We start from the raw sequence: 18062 nt of genomic DNA on the forward strand, positions 1-18062 counted from the left end.
GAGGCATCGCAGCAAGCGAAGCCGACAACCGACTCTCACCAGGAAGAACGAGGAACCTGCCATGTACGACTACGAGTTCCACCACCTCCGCTCCGCCGACCTGATCCGCCGTGCCGAACACGAGCGCCTGGTCCGCGAGGCCCTCCGCGCCCGCCGCGCCGCCCGCCGCGAGGCCACGGAACGCTCCGCTGAGGGTGCGGCGGAGAAGGAGGCGCATACGTCCCGCCACCGCAGGCACCGACACCCACGCGCCGCGTGAAGGCGGGGGCCACGGGGGCAGGCGATGGCTTCTCGACGCCGGTCGAGCCGATCTCGGCCCGTCCGGCGCTTGAGGACGAGGGGAAGCCGTCCCTAGCCCCCGCCCACCCGTTGGCGGCGGCACCTCTCGATGCCGGTCCCGGTATTCCGGCCGTTCCGGCGTTTGAGGACGAGGGGAAGCCGTCCCTAGCCCCCACCCACCCGCAAGGGGCCGCACCTCTCGACGCCGGTCCAGGCAATCCAGCCCGTCCGGCGTTTGAGGACGAGGCCCCTTCTGGGCCGAAGCGGGGGTCTGGGGGCGGCAGCCCCCAGGAGACGGCACCACCGGCGCCGAGCCCAGCGAAAACCGGTGCCGGACTGTCGGTGCCGCGTGCGATGCTCGGCCCCGTGGAGACCAGGTCCGTAAGCCCCGTGTTCGTCGGCCGCGCAACCGAGTTGGAGACGCTGAACGCCGCCCTCGCCCAAGCCGCCGGAGGCAACCCGCAGGCGTTGGTGATCGGCGGTGAGGCCGGCGTCGGCAAGACGCGCCTCGTCGAGGAGTTCGCCACCGCCGCCGCCCGCGAGGGCGCCGTCGTCGTGCTCGGCGGCTGCGTCGAGATCGGCGCCGACGGACTGCCGTTCGCCCCGTTCTCCACCGCGCTGCGCGCCCTGCGCCGCGCACTGCCGGACGAGCTCGCCGCGGCGGCCGCCGGTCAGGAGGAGGAACTGGCCCGGCTGCTGCCCGAGTTGGGCGAGACGGCCGTTGCCCGAGGGGCGGACCGTTCCGACGAGGAGGGCATGGCCCGCCTCTTCGAGCTGACGGCCCGTCTCCTGGAGCGCGTCGCCGCCGCCCGCACCGTCGTCGTCGCCCTGGAGGACCTGCACTGGGCCGACGCCTCCACCCGCCACCTCCTGGCCTACCTCTTCCGCACCCTGCGCACCGGCCGCCTCGTCGTCCTGGCCACCTACCGCTCCGACGACATCCACCGCCGCCACCCGCTGCGCCCGCTCCTCGCCGAACTCGACCGGGTGCGCACGGTCCGCCGTATCGAACTCGGCCGCTTCAACCGCGCCGAGGTCGGCCGTCAGATCGCCGGCATCCTCGCCACGGAACCCGACCCGGCCCAGGTCGACGACATCTTCGAACGCTCCGACGGCAACGCCTTCTTCGTCGAGGAACTCGCCGTCGCCGCCCACGACGGCTCCTGCACCGGCCTCACCGACTCCCTGCGCGACCTGCTCCTGGTCCGCGTGGAGGGGCTGCCCGAGAGCGCCCAGCGGATCGCCCGGATCGTCGCCGAGGGCGGCTCCACCGTCGAGTACCGGCTGCTCGCCGCCGTCGCCCAGCTCGCCGAGGACGACCTCATCGAGGCGCTGCGGGCCGCCGTGAACGCCAACATCCTCATCGCCGCGCCCGACGGCGACGGCTACCGCTTCCGGCACTCCCTGGTCCGCGAGGCCGTCGGCGACGACCTGCTGCCCGGCGAGCGTTCCCGTCTCAACCGCCGTTACGCGGAAGCCCTGGAGGCGGACCCGACGCTCGTCCCGGCCGACGTGCGCGTCATGCGGCTGGCCAGCTACTGGTACCACGCCCACGATCCGGCCAAGGCCCTGCCCGCCGTCCTGGACGCCTCGGTCGCCGCCCGCCGCCGGCACGCCCACTCCGAGCAACTGCGGCTGCTGGAACGCGCGATGGAGCTGTGGGACTCCGCCCCCGAGGACATCCGGGCCACGCTGCGCCCCGTCGACTACACCGAGGTCTATCCGCCCTGCGGCTGCGACCCCGAGACCACACCCCTGCGCTACCTCGACCTGATGGCCGAGGCCGCCGTCGCCGGCCGGCTGTGCGGGGAGCGCGAACGGGCCCTGAAGATCACCAAGCGGGCCCTGCACCTGCTGGAGGACGAGGGGGATCCCCTCCGCGCCGCCTGGTTCTGGGTCCAGCGCTCCCGCCTGGTCCAGGCCCAGGCCCGCGGCGACGGCTGGAAAGAGCTCGGCACGGCACGGGAGTTGGTGCGCGGTCTGCCACCGTCCGAGGTGCACGCCGAGGTACTGGCCACCGCGGCCAACTGGTCGATGCTGCGCAACCCGGGGCCCGAGGCCATGTCGGCCGCCGAGCGGGCCGTCGAGTACGCGCGCATGGTGGGCGCCGAGGACATCGAACTGAACGCGCGCCTCACGCTCGGCGGCCTCATGGTCGACGCCGGGCAGATCGAGACCGGACTGGCCCAGATGTACGAGGTCAGGGACGAGGTGCTGGCGCGCGGCCTCACCGCGGTGGTCGGGCGCAGCCATGTGAACCTGCCGTCCGTCCTGGAGGGCATAGGCCGCTCCGAGGAATCCACCGGCATCCTGCGGGAGGGCCTGCGCCTGACCCAGAAGATGGGCCTGCGCGACTCCGAGGCCTGGGTCTGGGCGAATCTCGCCGAGTCACTGATGTCCCTGGGCCGCTGGGAGGAGGCCGCCGAGGCCGCGGTCAACGCGCGGGGCACGGGACAGTCCGCCAAGCCACGCGGAGGAGGCTCCAACTGGCTCGGCCACCTCGCGCTCGCCCGCGGCGAGATCACGGACGCCGCCCGCCACCTCGCCGCCGCCCGCGCCTCCTACGGCAGCCACGACCCCATGCCGCAGAACAACCTCCCGATGTCCTGCCTCGCTGTGGGCATCGCCGCCGCACAGGGCCGCCTTCTCGACGCCCGCGCCGAGACCGACCGGGCCCTGAGCGCAGGCTTCCCACCCGGCACCCATCGCTACGCCTGGCCGCTGCTGAGGGCCGCCGCCGTCGCCGAGTCCGACGCCCGCGCGCTGCCCGCCGCACAAGAGGGCCGCGCCGCCTTCCTGGAACGGCTCTCCGAAGCCGTCCGCAGGCTCACCACCGGCGTGCCCCTGTGGCTGGCGTACGAGAAGTGGACCCGAGCCGAGCTCGACCGCGCCGAGAGCCGGGCCACTCCCGACACCTGGTCGGACGTGGTCACCGCCTTCGAAGCCCTGGAGCGCCCCTACGACCTCGCCCAGGTCCGCCACCGCCTGGCCGAGGCCCTGCTCGCGATCGGCGGCGACGACGAGCGCGCCCGCGCCACGGAACTGCTCCGGCTGGCCCGAGCCACCGCCACCCACCTGGGCGCCCGCCCCCTCGCCGACGCCACAGCCCACCTGGCCCAGCGAGCCCGCCTCGCCCTCACGACAGCCCCGCCCCCGCCCGACCCGTCCGACGCCTTTGGTCTCACCACCCGGGAACGGGACGTCCTCCGCCTGGTCTCCGCCGGCCGCACCAACCGCCAGATCGCCGAGGAACTGTTCATCTCCCCGAAGACGGCCAGCGTCCATGTCTCGAACATCCTGGGCAAGCTCGGTGTCTCGGGGCGCGGCGAGGCGGCTGCGGTGGCGCATCGAATGGGGTTGTTTTCGGCCGAAACACTCACGTCCGGGACGCGAAGCTGAGGCTTACGCTGTAAAGGACGTCGGTCCAGGGAGGATCCGTGTTCAACGCGTTCGAAGAGCTCTTCGCCCCGGGCCGCAAGCACACCCGCGACGAGCAGAAGCGTCTGGAGCTGACCCGCGAGGACGTCGGGGACAACGACCCCTGGCGCGGGCCGATAGATCTCGCGTCGGGGAAGGTCGTCGTACGGCGGCCCGAGGTGTCGGCCGAGGAGGACGCGGAGGAGGACGCGCAGAAGTGACGGCAGGGGCGGCTCAGCTCACCTGCACCTCCAGGATCCGGTCGTCCCCGTCTTTGGGGCTGCCCCGCCCGTCCGTGTTGCTGGTCGTCAGCCACAGCTTGCCGCCGCCCGCCGCGACGACCGTGCGCAGGCGGCCGTACTCGCTCTCCAGGAACGCCTGCGGATCCGCGGAGGCCTCTGTCCCGTTCAGCGGGATGCGCCACAGGCGCTGGCCCTTCAGGCCGGCCATCCAGACGGAGCCCTCGGCGTAGGCGATACCGCTGGGGGAGGCGTCGTCGGTGCCCCACTGGGCCAGTGGGTTGTGGAACTCGGCGTCGTCGGACTTGCCCTCGACCTCCGGCCAGCCGTAGTTGTCGCCCGGCTTGATCGCGTTCAGCTCGTCCCAGGTGTCCTGGCCGAACTCCGCGGCGAACAGGCGCTGTTTGGAGTCCCAGGCCAGGCCCTGCACGTTGCGGTGGCCGTACGAGTACACGGGGGAGTCGGGGAACGGGTTACCAGGAGCCGGTTCGCCTTCCGGTGTCATGCGCAGGATCTTGCCGCCCGTGGACTCCTTGTCCTGGGACAAGCCCGTGTCGCCGCTCTCGCCCGTGCCCGCGTACAGCATCTTGTCCGGGCCGAAGGCGATCCTGCCGCCGTTGTGGATGAAGCCCTTGGGGATGCCCTTGAAGATCGTGTCGGGCGCGCCGAGCTGCTCGCCGGACGGCCGCTCCTCGTCGTACAGCATCCGGACGATGCGGTTGTCCGAGGCCGAGGTGAAGTACGCGTAGATCATGTGGTCCGAGGCGTAGTCCGGCGACAGCGCCAGGCCCATCAGGCCGCCCTCGCCCGCCGGGGACACCCCCGGCACCTCGCCCAGCTCGGTCTTCCTGCCCGTCTTTCCGTCGACGCGCGTGATCGTGGCCTCGTCGCGGGAGGAGACGAGCAGGTCGCCGTCGGGGAGCGGGGCCAGGCCCCAGGGAGTGTTCAGGCCCTCGGCGACCGTGCGCACGACCTTGGCCGTGCCTTGCGCGGGCGGAGTCTCGGCCGCGGCACCCGTGGGCGACGACCCCCCGGCCGTAGCGGTGCTCGATGCCGCGCTCTTGCCCTCGCCCGGTGATCCCCCGTCGTCGGAGGAGCAGCCGGCCGTCAGCACAAGTGCGGCCGCGGCCCATACGGCCGTCACAGCTCGACGATGCACGATCACGGTCCCTTCGACGCGGCCGGTTCTACTCTTCATACACCGCTCGCGTCTCAGAGGTTCCCGATCCATGAACCTTGAATCAGCGCCGCCCTGGACCTTGGCTCAGCGCCGCCCGGCCCTCAGCCGTTTCCGGTCTCCCCGGCCGGATTCCGCCCGGCCTGCGCGGACGTCAGTCCCAGGACCCCTGCGCCCCTGGCAGCTCCGCCACGTCCGCCAGGTCCTCCCGCGTCAGCCGCAGCCCTTCGGCCCCCGCGTTCTCCGTCACCCAGCGTTCCTGCTTGGTGCCGGGCACCGGGACGACGTGCCGCCCCTGCGCCAGCACCCACGCCAGCGCCACCTGCGCGGGTGTGACCCCTGCGCCGTGACGGGCCGCTATTCGGCGCAGGCCGGCCACGATCGGCTGGTTCGCCGCCATCATCTCCGCGGTGAAGCGCGGGTGCCGGGCGCGGACGTCGTCCGGTTCGAAGCCCTCGCCGGGGGTCAGCGTGCCGGTGAGGAAGCCGTTGCCCAGCGGCATGGCCGCCAGGAAGCCGACGCCGCGCGCCTCGCACCACGGCAGCAGCGTCTCCAGCGCCTCCGGCGACCACACCGACAGCTCCGCCTGCACGGCGCTGACGGGGAAGACCTGCTGCACCCGCTGCAGCTGACGGATCGTCACGTCGTGCAGGCGCGTTCCGGAGCGGCGGCCACCCCGCGCGCCCACCGCGCACAGCCCCAACGCCCGTACCTTTCCGGCCTGTACGAGCTCCGCCATCGCGCCCCACGTCTCCTCGACGGGGACTTCGGGGTCCGGGCGATGCAGCTGGTAGAGGTCGATGACGTCCGTCTGCAGGCGGCGCAGGGAGGCATCGCAGGCCCGCTTCACATAGCCGGGACGGCCGTTGGCCACGATGTGCTGTTCGCCCACCAGCAGACCGACCTTCGTGGAGACGAACGCGTCCTGGCGGCGTTCCTTCAGCACCCGCCCCACCAGCAGCTCGTTGGTGAACGGACCGTACATGTCGGCCGTGTCCAGCAGCGTCGAGCCCAGATCGAGCGCCCGGTGCACCGCCCTGACCGACTCCTCGCCCCGCTGCCGCGACGCGCTGTACGCCCAGCTCATCGGCATGCACCCGAGCCCGACGGCTCCCACCGCGAGCGCCGCCGCGCCGATCGTCCTGCGCTCCACCTGGACGTGACCCTCCCTCTTCCGGCACCCCAACCTAACCTCTGAACTCCTGTTCGCCTGACATAGCCTCCTGACCATGACTGGTGACGTATGGCTCCCCATCCCGCCGGAAGAGATCGAGGGACTCCCGGACGGGCCCGACTACCGCTTCTGGAACGGCGCCGAGGACTTCCCCGCCGACCCGGCCGACTGCGCCTTCTACGTCGTCCCGTACATGAAGGCGCCCGAGCTCGGGCAGCGTCCCCTGCCGTACATGAGCTCCGTGGAGGTCGTGCAGACGCTGTCCGCCGGCATCGACCACGTGGAGGCGGGCCTCAAGTACCTGCGCCCGGGCGTGCGGCTGTGCAACGCGCGCGGGGTGCACGAGGCGAGCACCGGTGAGCTCACCCTCACGCTGATCCTCGCCTCGCTGCGCGGCATCCCCGACTTCGTGCGGGCGCAGGACAAGGGGGAGTGGATCGGTGGATTCCGGCCCGCGCTCGCCGACAAAAACGTCCTCATCGTGGGATACGGCTCGATCGGGGCCGCGATCGAGGACCGGCTCGCACCCTTTGAGGTCGCGCGGGTGGCGCGCGTCGCGCGCTCTGAGCGCACCACGGCGCGCGGACCTGTGCATCCGCTCACCGCACTGCCCGCCCTGCTCCCGGAAGCGGACGTCGTCATCCTGTCCACGCCCCTGACGGACGCCACCCGGCACCTGGTCAATGCCGACTTCCTCGCCCGGATGAAGGACGGCGCGCTGCTGGTCAACGTCGCCCGGGGAGCCGTCGTCGACACCAAGGCGCTGCTCGCCGAGCTGGAGACCGGGCGCATCACCGCCGCCCTGGACGTCACCGACCCCGAACCGCTGCCTCGGGAGCACCCCCTGTGGCGTGCGCCGGGCGTGCTGATCAGCCCGCATGTGGGCGGGCCGACGTCCGCGTTCCTGCCGCGCGCCAAGCGGCTTCTGGTGGACCAGTTGCGTCGTCATGTGAACCGGGAGCCGCTGCGCAACGTGATCCTTACGACGGGCGCGACGCGCGCGTGACGTTCACCGGCTGAGCGTGGCGCGCGGGCCGCGTGCGCGAATCGCAACCGACCATTAATCCGCTTCGAGTACCCTCCGCAACCTCACGGAAGCGGTCCGTACTCGCATATGCGCTGGTCGTCACGGAGCGTAGAGGCGCTATGTCCCTGAGTGACGAGACTGGTGTATCGTCCCGACAGGGGTTGCGCCGCGCACCGTCGGCGCCGGGGATGGACATTTCAGATTTGTGAGGGGGGCGACGGGCGATGCACGGCCTATGGACGAGCGATCCGACGCGGCGGGGCCGCCGACGGCGACCCTGGAGTACGGCCGCGCGCAGACGCGGCCACCACGGCATCCACGGCTGCCGTCACAACCATCACCACCGCAGGCACAGCAGCCGCAGGCGGCATGCCCAGCCGGCGCACCGGGACCCTCGGGATCCGGGAGCGGCGCGGACCGGGAGGGCCCGGTGAGCTCGCCGCCGCCCCCCACGACCACCCTCGACTCGGCGCTGCGGGCACAGCCGTCGCCGGCGGCGATGCTGCCCCGCCTCTCGTCCCCCGGCGGCGGTTCGGGAATGGTTCCGCAACTCGTTCTGGCTCTGGTGTGCGCGGCATACGCCGTCGGTTCCGCGCTCGGCTGGGGGTCGGACCAACTCGCGCTGATCATGGGTGACTTCGGGCTGGCCGCCGCGGCCGGCGCCGCCGCCGTGTCGTGCTTCCGCTACGCCCGTAGCCGCCGTATCCGCTTTCGACCCGCCTGGCTGCTGTTCGCCCTCTCCTCGGCGATGGCGGCCCTCGGCAACCTGGTCTGGGGGTGGTACGAGGTCGTCCTGGAGCGGCCCGTGCCCAGCCCCTCCTACGCCGACGGGTTCTTCCTCTGCTTCGCGCCGCCCGCCATCGTGGGACTCCTGGTGCTCGCCAAGCGCCCGGTGACCAAGGCCGGCTGGGTCTGCCTCGGGCTGGACGCCTGGCTCATCGGCGGCTCGCTGCTGACGCTCGCGTGGAGCCTCGCCCTGGCCCAGGCGGCCAAGATCGACGCCGGCGGAGGGACGAGCGTGGCGCACGCCGCGCTCTCGCTCGCCTACCCGCTGCTCGACATCGCCCTGGTCAGCATGGTGCTCGCGCTGCACTTCCGCCGCTCCTCGGCGAACCGCACCGCGGTCAACACCGCGATCGGCGCGCTCGCCCTGACCGTGATGTGCGACGCCCTGTTCACCTCGCCGCTGCTGCACAACAGCTACCGCTCCGGCCAGCTGCTCGACGCGGGCTGGTTCGCCGGGTCGCTGCTCCTGGCGTACGCCCCGTGGGCCACGCCCCGGCGCGGGCGCGCGGACGCCGAACGGCAGGAAGGGACGGGGCACACGCGCGTGGTGCACGAGCACGTGCCCGGACAGCGCGCCACGAGCCACCACCACACGCCCGCGCAGGGAGGTGATCTCACCCGGTACCCGGCCACGCGGCCGATCGCCGGTTCCCTGGCCGCGCTCACGCCGTATCTCGCCGCCGCCGTCTGCACGCTGGGGATCCTCTACAACGTCCTCAACGGCCGCAGCGTCGACCGCGTGGTGCTCATCACCGGCGGCACGGTCGTGCTCGCCCTCGTGGTGCGCCAGGGCATCATGCTGCTCGACAACATCACCCTCACCCAGGAACTGGCGCAGAAGGAGAACCACTTCCGCTCCCTGGTGCAGGGCTCCAGCGACGTCATCATGATCGCCGCGACCAACGGCATCCTCCGGTACGTCTCCCCGGCCGCCGCCGGGGTCTACGGCCGCTCCGCCGAGGAGCTGGTGGGTACGGAACTGGCCAACCTCATCCACCCGGAGGACCTGGGCTGCGTGGTGCACGAAGTGCGCCGCTTCCTCGCCGCCAGCCCACTTGAGGAACCCACTACGCGCATCGAATGCCGCTTCCGGTCCGGCGACGGCGGCTGGCTCAACGTCGAGTCGACCGTCAACCGGCACCACGGCGGCCTCATCTTCAACAGCAGGGACGTGACCGAAAGAGTGCGCCTGCAGGCGCAGCTCCAGCACAACGCGGAGCACGACCCGCTCACCGACCTGCCCAACCGCGCGCTGTTCACCAAGCGCGTCCAGCAGGCCCTGTCCGGCCGCCGCGCCACCGACCGCGGCCTCGCCCTGCGCAACACGGCCGTCCTCTTCATCGACCTCGACGGCTTCAAGGGCGTCAACGACACGATCGGACACCAGGCCGGCGACGAGCTGCTCGTCCAGGCCGCCCGCAGACTCCAGGAGGCCGTCCGGCACGGGGACACCGCGTCCCGGCTGGGCGGCGACGAGTTCGCGGCCCTGATCGCCGGGGACAACACCCGCGACCGCACCGCCCGCGAACGGCACATCCTGGAGCTCGCCGACCGCCTCAGGGTGACGCTGTCCCAGCCGTACCTCATCGACGGCAACGATGTCCGCGTCAACGCCTCCATCGGCGTCGCCTTCGCCGAGCCCGGCCTCGGCGCGGGGGAGCTGCTGCGCAACGCCGACCTGGCCATGTACCGCGCCAAGGCGGGGGGCAAGGGCCGCGTCGAGCTGTACAAGCCGCAGATGCAGCAGGACGTCGTAAGGAAGGCGGAGCTGGCCACGCGCCTGCGTGCCGCGCTGCACGACGGCGAGTTCGCGCTGCTGCACCAGCCGGTGGTGTGTCTGGCGGACGGCCGGATCACGTCGGTCGCCGCCCAGGCGCGCTGGCGGTCCTCGCAAGGGGTGCTGTTCACGCCCGCCGAGTTCCTGCGGGTGTCCGAGGACAGCGACAAGACCGCCGAGCTGTGCCGCTGGATGCTGGAGGAGGCCGTCGAGCAGGCCGCCGAGCGCACCGCGACCGGGCTCGCCGTACCCGTCGCGGTGCGGATGGGCGCGCGCCGGCTGCTCGACCGGTCGATGCCGCTCGGCTCGATCGAGGCGCTGCTGACCCGGCACGGGCTGCCGTCCGGGTCGCTGATCATCGAGCTGTCCGACCTCGACCCCCGCGTCTCGCTGGACGAACTGGAGCGCCGCCTCAGCGGCCTGCGCAGACTCGGTGTCCGGGTCGCCCTGGACGGCTTCGGCAGCGGATACGCGGCGATCACGGCCCTGCGTCGGCTCCCCGTCGACGTGCTCAAACTCGACCGCGGTCTGGTCGAGGGAGTCGTCGAGTCGGCCCGGCTGCACAAGATCACCAGCGGGCTGCTGCGGATCGCCGGCGACCTCGGGCTGCAGTCCGTGGCCGACGGCGTGGACCTGCCGGAACAGGTCGTGGCCCTGCGCGCGATGGGGTGCACGCACGGGCAGGGCATGGCGTTCTCCGGGGCGCTGGACGAGTACCGGCTGCGCCGGGCGCTCAGTTCCGGCCACTACCCGGTGCCGCACGGACCGGTGGAGCCCGCGTTCGCGGGGAGTGGGCCCGCGGTGTACACCAGTGGTGTGACCGCTGTTCTCGGAGGCGGCAGTGCCCTTCGCTCACATAATGAGACTCCCGTCCCACCCACTTGACAGTGAGTGCGTGCCGGGGGGAGGGTCAGTGCCATGCGCACCCGAATTCTCGTACTTGGAAAGCGCGTCGGCTGAAGCTGGTGACGTCCGGACGGACCCGGAACTCCCAGCGACCACACCCGGCGCGCTCCCCTCGCTTGCCTTTTGGCACGAGGGGTTTTTTGTTGCACAGGCACCAGTCGTGCAGCATCGAAACTCCGCCCAAACTTCGCAAAAACCCTCAGCATCGAGAAGAGAATGCCGATGACCGAGCAGGCCACCGGGGCTCACCCGCAGCCGCGGCCCCGATCCGGAGGACACCAGTCCGCCCCCGAGCACGTCACGGGTGCGCAGTCCCTCATCCGTTCGCTCGAGGAGGTCGGCGCCGACACGGTATTCGGCATTCCCGGTGGTGCGATCCTTCCGGCGTACGACCCGCTGATGGACTCCACCAGGGTGCGCCACGTCCTGGTCCGCCATGAGCAGGGCGCCGGCCACGCGGCCACCGGCTATGCGCAGGCCACCGGCAGGGTCGGCGTCTGCATGGCGACCTCGGGACCGGGCGCCACCAACCTGGTGACCCCGATCGCCGACGCGCACATGGACTCGGTGCCGCTCGTGGCGATCACCGGGCAGGTGGCCTCCAAGGCGATCGGCACGGACGCCTTCCAGGAGGCGGACATCGTCGGCATCACCATGCCGATCACCAAGCACAACTTCCTGGTCACCAAGGCCGAGGACATCCCGCGGGTGATCGCCCAGGCGTTCCACATCGCCTCCACCGGCCGCCCCGGACCGGTCCTGGTCGACATCTCCAAGGACGCCCTCCAGGCGCAGACCACCTTCTCCTGGCCGCCTGCCATGGACCTGCCCGGCTACCGGCCCGTCACCAAGCCGCACGCCAAGCAGATCCGTGAGGCCGCCAAGCTCATCACCTCCGCGAAGCGCCCCGTCCTCTACGTCGGCGGCGGTGTCATCAAGGCCGGCGCCACCGCCGAGCTGAAGGTCCTCGCGGAACTCACCGGAGCGCCCGTCACCACCACCCTGATGGCGCTCGGCGCATTCCCCGACAGCCACCCGCTGCACGTGGGAATGCCGGGCATGCACGGTGCGGTCACCGCCGTCACCGCGCTGCAGAAGGCCGACCTGATCGTCGCCCTCGGAGCCCGCTTCGACGACCGCGTCACCGGCAAGCTGGACAGCTTCGCCCCGTACGCCAAGATCGTCCACGCCGACATCGACCCGGCCGAGATCGGCAAGAACCGCGCCGCCGACGTGCCGATCGTCGGCGACGCCCGCGAGGTCATCGCCGACCTGGTCCAGGCCGTTCAGAAGGAGCACGCCGAGGGCCACCAGGGTGACTACACCGCCTGGTGGAACGACCTCAACCGCTGGCGCGAGACCTACCCGCTCGGCTACGACCAGCCCGAGGACGGCTCGCTGTCCCCGCAGCAGGTCATCGAGCGCATCGGTCAACTCGCCCCGGAGGGCACGATCTTCGCGGCGGGCGTCGGCCAGCACCAGATGTGGGCCGCGCACTTCATCCAGTACGACAAGCCCGCCACCTGGCTGAACTCCGGCGGCGCCGGAACCATGGGCTACGCGGTCCCGGCCGCGATGGGCGCCAAGGCCGGAGCCCCGGACCAGACCGTCTGGGCGATCGACGGCGACGGCTGCTTCCAGATGACCAATCAGGAGCTCACCACCTGCGCCCTGAACAACATCCCGATCAAGGTCGCCATCATCAACAACGGCGCCCTCGGGATGGTCCGCCAGTGGCAGACCCTCTTCTACAACCAGCGCTACTCCAACACCGTGCTGCACTCCGGCCCCGAGGCCGACGGCAAGCAGCCCAGCGCCGGCACCCGCGTCCCCGACTTCGTGAAGCTGTCGGAGGCCATGGGCTGCTACGCGATCCGCTGCGAGGACCCGGCCGACCTCGACAAGGTCATCGAAGAGGCGAACTCCATCAACGACCGTCCGGTCGTCATCGACTTCATCGTCCACGAGGACGCGATGGTGTGGCCGATGGTCGCCGCCGGCACCTCCAACGACGAGATCATGGCCGCTCGGGACGTCCGCCCCGACTTCGGCGACAACGAAGACGACTGAGCGAGGAAGAGCAGAACACCATGTCCAAGCACACGCTCTCCGTCCTGGTGGAGAACACGCCGGGCATCCTCGCCCGGATCGCCGCCCTGTTCTCCCGCCGCGGCTTCAACATCGACTCGCTCGCGGTCGGCGTCACCGAGCACCCCGACATCTCCCGCATCACCATCGTGGTGAACGTCGAGGACCTCCCGCTGGAGCAGGTGACGAAGCAGCTCAACAAGCTCGTCAACGTGCTGAAGATCGTCGAGCTGGAGCCCGGTTCGGCCGTTCAGCGCGAACTCGTTCTGGTGAAGGTGCGGGCCGACAACGAGACCCGCTCCCAGATCATCGAGATCGTCCAGCTGTTCCGCGCCAAGACCGTCGACGTCTCCCCGGAGGCCGTCACCATCGAGGCCACCGGCTCCAGCGACAAGCTGGAGGCCATGCTGAAGATGCTGGAGCCGTTCGGCATCAAGGAGCTCGTCCAGTCGGGCACGATCGCGATCGGACGCGGCGCGCGGTCGATCACGGACCGGTCGCTGCGGGCGCTCGACCGTTCGGCATAAGGACGCGTTCGGACGGCCGGGTGACACCGGCCGTCCGGATTCCGCCCGTATAGCGAGACCCCGAAACTTCCCTTCCCCCCGCCGTCATACGGTGGGACGCAACACCTGCACTCAAGGAGAGAACCCAAAGTGGCCGAGCTGTTCTACGACGCCGACGCCGACCTGTCCATCATCCAGGGCCGCAAGGTCGCGGTCATCGGTTACGGCAGCCAGGGCCACGCCCACGCGCTGTCGCTCCGTGACTCGGGTGTCGACGTGCGTGTCGGTCTGCACGAGGGCTCCAAGTCCAAGGCGAAGGCCGAGGAGCAGGGCCTGCGCGTGGTGACGCCGTCGGAGGCCGCCGCCGAGGCCGACGTCATCATGATCCTGGTGCCGGACCCGATCCAGGCCCAGGTCTACGAGGAGCACATCGCCCCGAACCTGAACGACGGCGACGCCCTGTTCTTCGGCCACGGCTTCAACATCCGCTTCGGCTTCATCAAGCCCCCGGCCGGCGTGGACGTCTGCATGGTCGCCCCGAAGGGCCCGGGCCACCTGGTGCGCCGTCAGTACGAGGAGGGCCGCGGCGTTCCCTGCATCGCCGCCGTCGAGCAGGACGCCTCCGGCAACGCCTTCGCGCTCGCCCTGTCGTACGCCAAGGGCATCGGCGGCACCCGCGCCGGCGTCATCAAGACGACCTTCACCGAGGAGACCGAGACCGACCTGTTCGGTGAGCAGGCCGTCCTCTGTGGTGGTACGGCCGCCCTGGTGAAGGCCGGTTTCGAGACGCTGACCGAGGCCGGCTACCAGCCGGAGATCGCGTACTTCGAGTGCCTGCACGAGCTGAAGCTGATCGTGGACCTCATGTACGAGGGCGGCCTGGAGAAGATGCGCTGGTCGATCTCCGAGACCGCCGAGTGGGGCGACTACGTCACCGGCCCGCGGATCATCACCGACGCCACCAAGGCCGAGATGAAGAAGGTCCTCGCCGAGATCCAGGACGGCACCTTCGCCCAGGCCTGGATGGACGAGTACCACGGCGGTCTGAAGAAGTACAACGAGTACAAGAACGCCGACTCCGAGCACCTGCTGGAGACCACCGGCAAGGAGCTGCGCAAGCTCATGAGCTGGGTGAACGAGGAGGCGTAAGCCTCACGTCCGTGGCGGTACCCTCGGCAGGGGGTGCCGCCACGGAGCTTTGCTCCGGACCCCGTGCGAAGCCCCCATACAAAATGGAGTTTCCCGTCCGGGTGATCCTTCCGCAGAGGCGTAAGACGACCTCCGCCACGGCACTACACTGCCGTACTACATACGCGTCAGGCCCACAGCGTCGTGCGTCTTCCACGCGGCCACCACCCTCCCTCGCCTGCGGCCGTCGGGACGGCCGTCCGCATTGGACATGTGAGGACTCACGTGAGCTCGAAACCCGTCGTACTCATCGCTGAAGAGCTGTCGCCCGCCACCGTCGACGCGCTTGGCCCCGACTTCGAGATCCGCCATTGCAACGGAGCAGACCGAGCCGAACTGCTCCCTGCCATCGCCGACGTGGACGCGATCCTGATCCGCTCCGCCACCAAGGTCGACGCCGAGGCGATCGCCGCCGCGAAGAAGCTGAAGGTCGTCGCGCGAGCCGGCGTCGGCCTGGACAACGTCGACGTCTCCGCCGCCACCAAGGCCGGCGTGATGGTCGTCAACGCCCCGACCTCCAACATCGTGACCGCCGCCGAGCTGGCCTGTGGTCTCCTCCTCGCCACCGCCCGCAACATCCCGCAGGCCAACGCCGCGCTGAAGAACGGCGAGTGGAAGCGGAGCAAGTACACGGGTGTGGAGCTCGCCGAGAAGACCCTCGGTGTGGTCGGCCTCGGCCGCATCGGTGCGCTCGTCGCGCAGCGCATGTCCGCCTTCGGCATGAAGGTCGTTGCCTACGACCCCTATGTGCAGCCCGCGCGGGCCGCGCAGATGGGCGTCAAGGTGCTGTCGCTGGACGAGCTTCTCGAGGTCTCCGACTTCATCACCGTCCACCTGCCCAAGACCCCCGAGACCCTCGGCCTCATCGGCGACGAGGCGCTGCGCAAGGTCAAGCCGAGCGTGCGCATCGTCAACGCCGCGCGCGGCGGGATCGTCGACGAGGAGGCGCTGTACTCGGCGCTGAAGGAGGGCCGGGTCGCCGGCGCCGGCCTCGACGTGTACGCGAAGGAGCCCTGCACGGACTCCCCGCTGTTCGAGTTCGACCAGGTCGTCGCCACCCCGCACCTCGGTGCCTCCACCGACGAGGCGCAGGAGAAGGCCGGTATCGCCGTCGCCCGCTCGGTGCGCCTCGCCCTCGCCGGTGAGCTGGTCCCGGACGCGGTGAACGTGCAGGGCGGTGTCATCGCCGAGGACGTCAAGCCGGGTCTGCCTCTCGCCGAGCGCCTCGGCCGTATCTTCACCGCGCTCGCCGGTGAGGTCGCGGTGCGCCTGGACGTCGAGGTGTACGGCGAGATCACCCAGCACGATGTGAAGGTGCTGGAGCTCAGCGCCCTCAAGGGTGTCTTCGAGGACGTCGTCGACGAGACGGTGTCGTACGTCAACGCCCCGCTGTTCGCGCAGGAGCGCGGCGTCGAGGTGCGCCTGACGACCAGCTCGGAGGCGACCGACCACCGCAACGTCGTCACCGTGCGCGGCACGCTCGGCAACGGCGAGGAGGTGTCGGTGTCCGGCACGCTGGCCGGCCCGAAGCACCTGCAGAAGATCGTCGCGGTCGGCGACTACGACGTGGACCTCGCGCTGGCCGACCACATGGTCGTCCTGAAGTACGAGGACCGTCCGGGTGTCGTCGGCACGGTCGGCCGCATCTTCGGTGAGGCCGGGATCAACATCGCCGGTATGCAGGTGTCGCGGTCGGTGGCCGGTGGTGAGGCGCTGGCCGTCCTGACGGTGGATGACACGGTGTCCCAGGCGGTGCTGACGGAGGTGGCTGAGGAGATCGGCGCCACGTCGGCCCGCTCGGTGAACCTGGTCTGACGCTCAACGAAAAAGGGAAGGGCGGGCTGAGGTGTCTCAGCCCGCCCTTCCCTTTGGTCATGCCGGTACCTTCTCCGGCTCCCGTGCCTCCGTCACCTCCCGCATCCCGACCCGGCGCAGCGCCACCGCCGCCAGCACCGCCGCCCCCGCCAGCAGCACCGCCCCCGCGATCGCCGCCCCCTGCATCCCGCTGGTGAACGCCTCCCGAGCCGCCGTCGCCAGTCCCGGCACCTGATCGGCGACCGCCAGCGCGCCGCCCAGCGTCTCGCGTGCCACGTCCGGAGCCGACGCCGGGATCTCGTGCCGGTAGATCGCCGTACCGATCGAGCCGAGCACCGCCATGCCCAGTGCGCCGCCGAACTCCGCGCCGGTCTCCATCAGGGAGGACGCCGCGCCCGCCCGCTCCACCGGGGCGGTGCCCATCGCCAGGTCCATGATCTGGGACATCACCACGACGCACCCGACGGCCAGCACCCCACAGGCGACCAGCACCAGCACCATCGAGTCGGTACCCGCGAGGGCCAGCAGCCCGAAGCCCGACGCGGCGATGGCGAAGCCCGCGCTGACGACGTAGGCGCGGTTGACGCCCTTGTGCACCAGCTGGGTCGCGATCGGTGCCGCCGCCCCGATCGGCACCGACGGCAGCAGCGCCCACAGGGCCGCCTCCAGCGCGCTCTTGTCGAGCACCGACTGCAGGTACTGCGTGGTGAAGTAGGCCGAACCCATCACGCCGAACGCCGAGACGAGGTTGAGGCCGACCGATGGCGCGAAGCCCCGTCCGCGGAACAGCGCCGGGTCGATCATCGGTGCCGCGGCCGTGCGCTGGCGGTGGACGAAGAGGGCGGCGAAGAGCAGGCCGACGGTGATCGAGACGACGTAGCGGACGTTCCAGCCCTCGGACGGGATCTCCTTCAGGCCGTAGATCACAGGGAGCACGGCCGCCATCGACAGCGGCACGCTCAGCCGGTCGAAGCGGCCGGGCGCGGGGTTCCTCGACTCGGGGAGCAGCATCGGGCCGAGGATCAGCAGCAGAGCCATCGCGGGCAGGTTGACCAGGAAGACCGAGCCCCACCAGAAGTACTCGACCAGCACTCCGCTCATCACCGAGCCGAGCGCGATCCCAGCCGTCATCACGCCGGACCACAGGCCGATCGCCTTCGCGCGCTGGGCGGGGTCGGCGAACATCGTGCGGAGCATGGCCATCGTCGACGGCATCAGGGTCGCACCGCCGATGCCGAGGACCGCGCGGGCCGCGATCAGCATCTCGGCGCTGTTCGCGTACGCCGCCACCAGTGAGGCGGTGCCGAAGGCGGCGGCGCCGATCAGCAGGAGGCGGCGGTGGCCGATGCGGTCGCCGAGCGAGCCCATCGTCATCAGCAGGCCGGCCAGGACGAAGGCGTAGATGTCGAAGATCCACAGCTGCTGGGTGCCGCTCGGCTCCAGATCCGCGCTGATCGCCGGGATCGCGAAGTAGAGGACCGAGACGTCCATCGAGACCAGCAGCAGCGGAAGCATCAGCACGCCGAGGGCGGTCCATTCGCGGCGGCCGGCGCGGCCGGACGGGGGCGGGGGCGTGGTGCTCGTCGCGTTCGTTGTCATGGCGGTGAACGTACACGCGTCTTAAACGCTTGTCTAGAACGCTTGTATAGGACGGGCGTATGGATCCGGGGTAGGGTGGGGTGC

General features: G+C 70.9%; 12 protein-coding genes. 9 read left to right on the forward strand and 3 right to left on the reverse strand.

All coding sequences use genetic code 11. The annotated features are described in order from the left end of the window. Positions 1 to 61 precede the first annotated feature (61 nt). From ACQEV2_RS29930 to ACQEV2_RS29940, 3 genes are all read left to right on the forward strand, one after another. Entirely contained in the window at positions 62 to 259 is a 198-nt protein-coding gene (locus tag ACQEV2_RS29930) for a hypothetical protein (protein WP_433048162.1), read from the forward strand. A gap of 374 nt (positions 260 to 633) precedes the next feature. Continuing rightward, the gene (locus ACQEV2_RS29935; RefSeq protein WP_433048165.1) at positions 634 to 3678 is read left to right on the forward strand and encodes a helix-turn-helix transcriptional regulator; all 3045 of its coding nucleotides are present in this window, start codon (positions 634 to 636) and stop codon (positions 3676 to 3678) included. A gap of 38 nt (positions 3679 to 3716) precedes the next feature. Further along, positions 3717 to 3917: a DUF6191 domain-containing protein gene (locus tag ACQEV2_RS29940; RefSeq protein WP_433048168.1), complete on the forward strand. Its 201-nt coding sequence runs from the start codon at positions 3717 to 3719 to the stop codon at positions 3915 to 3917. Between the two features lie 13 nt (positions 3918 to 3930). Here ACQEV2_RS29940 and ACQEV2_RS29945 read toward each other — a convergent pair whose 3' ends face one another. Then, entirely contained in the window at positions 3931 to 5133 is a 1203-nt protein-coding gene (locus ACQEV2_RS29945; RefSeq protein ID WP_433048170.1) for a PQQ-dependent sugar dehydrogenase, read from the reverse strand. Positions 5134 to 5266: 133 nt separating this feature from the next. Further along, positions 5267 to 6265, reverse strand: coding sequence for an aldo/keto reductase (locus tag ACQEV2_RS29950; protein ID WP_433048173.1), 999 nt, complete (start codon positions 6263 to 6265; stop codon positions 5267 to 5269). Between the two features lie 76 nt (positions 6266 to 6341). On the opposite strand from ACQEV2_RS29950, the gene ACQEV2_RS29955 reads away from it, so the two are divergent. The 6 genes from ACQEV2_RS29955 (at position 6342) to serA (ending at position 16379) form a co-directional block, all read left to right on the forward strand. Beyond that, positions 6342 to 7292, forward strand: a complete 951-nt coding sequence (locus ACQEV2_RS29955; RefSeq protein WP_433048176.1) for a 2-hydroxyacid dehydrogenase — start codon at positions 6342 to 6344, stop codon at positions 7290 to 7292. A gap of 451 nt (positions 7293 to 7743) precedes the next feature. Beyond that, on the forward strand, positions 7744 to 10761 hold the full coding sequence (locus tag ACQEV2_RS29960) for a putative bifunctional diguanylate cyclase/phosphodiesterase (RefSeq protein WP_433048179.1): 3018 nt from the start codon (positions 7744 to 7746) through the stop codon (positions 10759 to 10761). Positions 10762 to 10998: 237 nt separating this feature from the next. Next, the gene (locus tag ACQEV2_RS29965; RefSeq protein ID WP_433048182.1) at positions 10999 to 12852 is read left to right on the forward strand and encodes an acetolactate synthase large subunit; all 1854 of its coding nucleotides are present in this window, start codon (positions 10999 to 11001) and stop codon (positions 12850 to 12852) included. A 20-nt stretch (positions 12853 to 12872) separates the two neighbouring features. Next, positions 12873 to 13397 (forward strand): acetolactate synthase small subunit, encoded by a 525-nt coding sequence (gene ilvN, locus ACQEV2_RS29970; RefSeq protein WP_031485293.1) that lies wholly within the window; start codon positions 12873 to 12875, stop codon positions 13395 to 13397. Positions 13398 to 13526: 129 nt separating this feature from the next. Beyond that, positions 13527 to 14525 (forward strand): ketol-acid reductoisomerase, encoded by a 999-nt coding sequence (gene ilvC / locus ACQEV2_RS29975; RefSeq protein WP_093722997.1) that lies wholly within the window; start codon positions 13527 to 13529, stop codon positions 14523 to 14525. A 264-nt stretch (positions 14526 to 14789) separates the two neighbouring features. Beyond that, positions 14790 to 16379: a phosphoglycerate dehydrogenase gene (gene serA / locus ACQEV2_RS29980; protein ID WP_433048187.1), complete on the forward strand. Its 1590-nt coding sequence runs from the start codon at positions 14790 to 14792 to the stop codon at positions 16377 to 16379. 57 nt (positions 16380 to 16436) lie between these two features. Here serA and ACQEV2_RS29985 read toward each other — a convergent pair whose 3' ends face one another. Beyond that, positions 16437 to 17978, reverse strand: a complete 1542-nt coding sequence (locus ACQEV2_RS29985; RefSeq protein WP_433048190.1) for an MFS transporter — start codon at positions 17976 to 17978, stop codon at positions 16437 to 16439. Positions 17979 to 18062: the final 84 nt, after the last annotated feature.

Source organism: Streptomyces sp. CA-251387 (assembly GCF_050936625.1).
GTDB lineage: Bacteria > Actinomycetota > Actinomycetes > Streptomycetales > Streptomycetaceae > Streptomyces.

What these genes read in the sequence shown, in the direction of transcription:
- ACQEV2_RS29930 (WP_433048162.1), top strand. Translation starts at nt 62, where the DNA reads ATGTACGACTACGAGTTCCACCACCTCCGCTCCGCCGACCTGATCCGC.
- ACQEV2_RS29935 (WP_433048165.1), top strand. Translation starts at nt 634, where the DNA reads ATGCTCGGCCCCGTGGAGACCAGGTCCGTAAGCCCCGTGTTCGTCGGC.
- ACQEV2_RS29945 (WP_433048170.1), bottom strand. Translation starts at nt 5,133, where the DNA reads ATGAAGAGTAGAACCGGCCGCGTCGAAGGGACCGTGATCGTGCATCGT.
- ACQEV2_RS29955 (WP_433048176.1), top strand. Translation starts at nt 6,342, where the DNA reads ATGACTGGTGACGTATGGCTCCCCATCCCGCCGGAAGAGATCGAGGGA.
- ACQEV2_RS29965 (WP_433048182.1), top strand. Translation starts at nt 10,999, where the DNA reads ATGCCGATGACCGAGCAGGCCACCGGGGCTCACCCGCAGCCGCGGCCC.
- ilvN (WP_031485293.1), top strand. Translation starts at nt 12,873, where the DNA reads ATGTCCAAGCACACGCTCTCCGTCCTGGTGGAGAACACGCCGGGCATC.
- ACQEV2_RS29985 (WP_433048190.1), bottom strand. Translation starts at nt 17,978, where the DNA reads ATGACAACGAACGCGACGAGCACCACGCCCCCGCCCCCGTCCGGCCGC.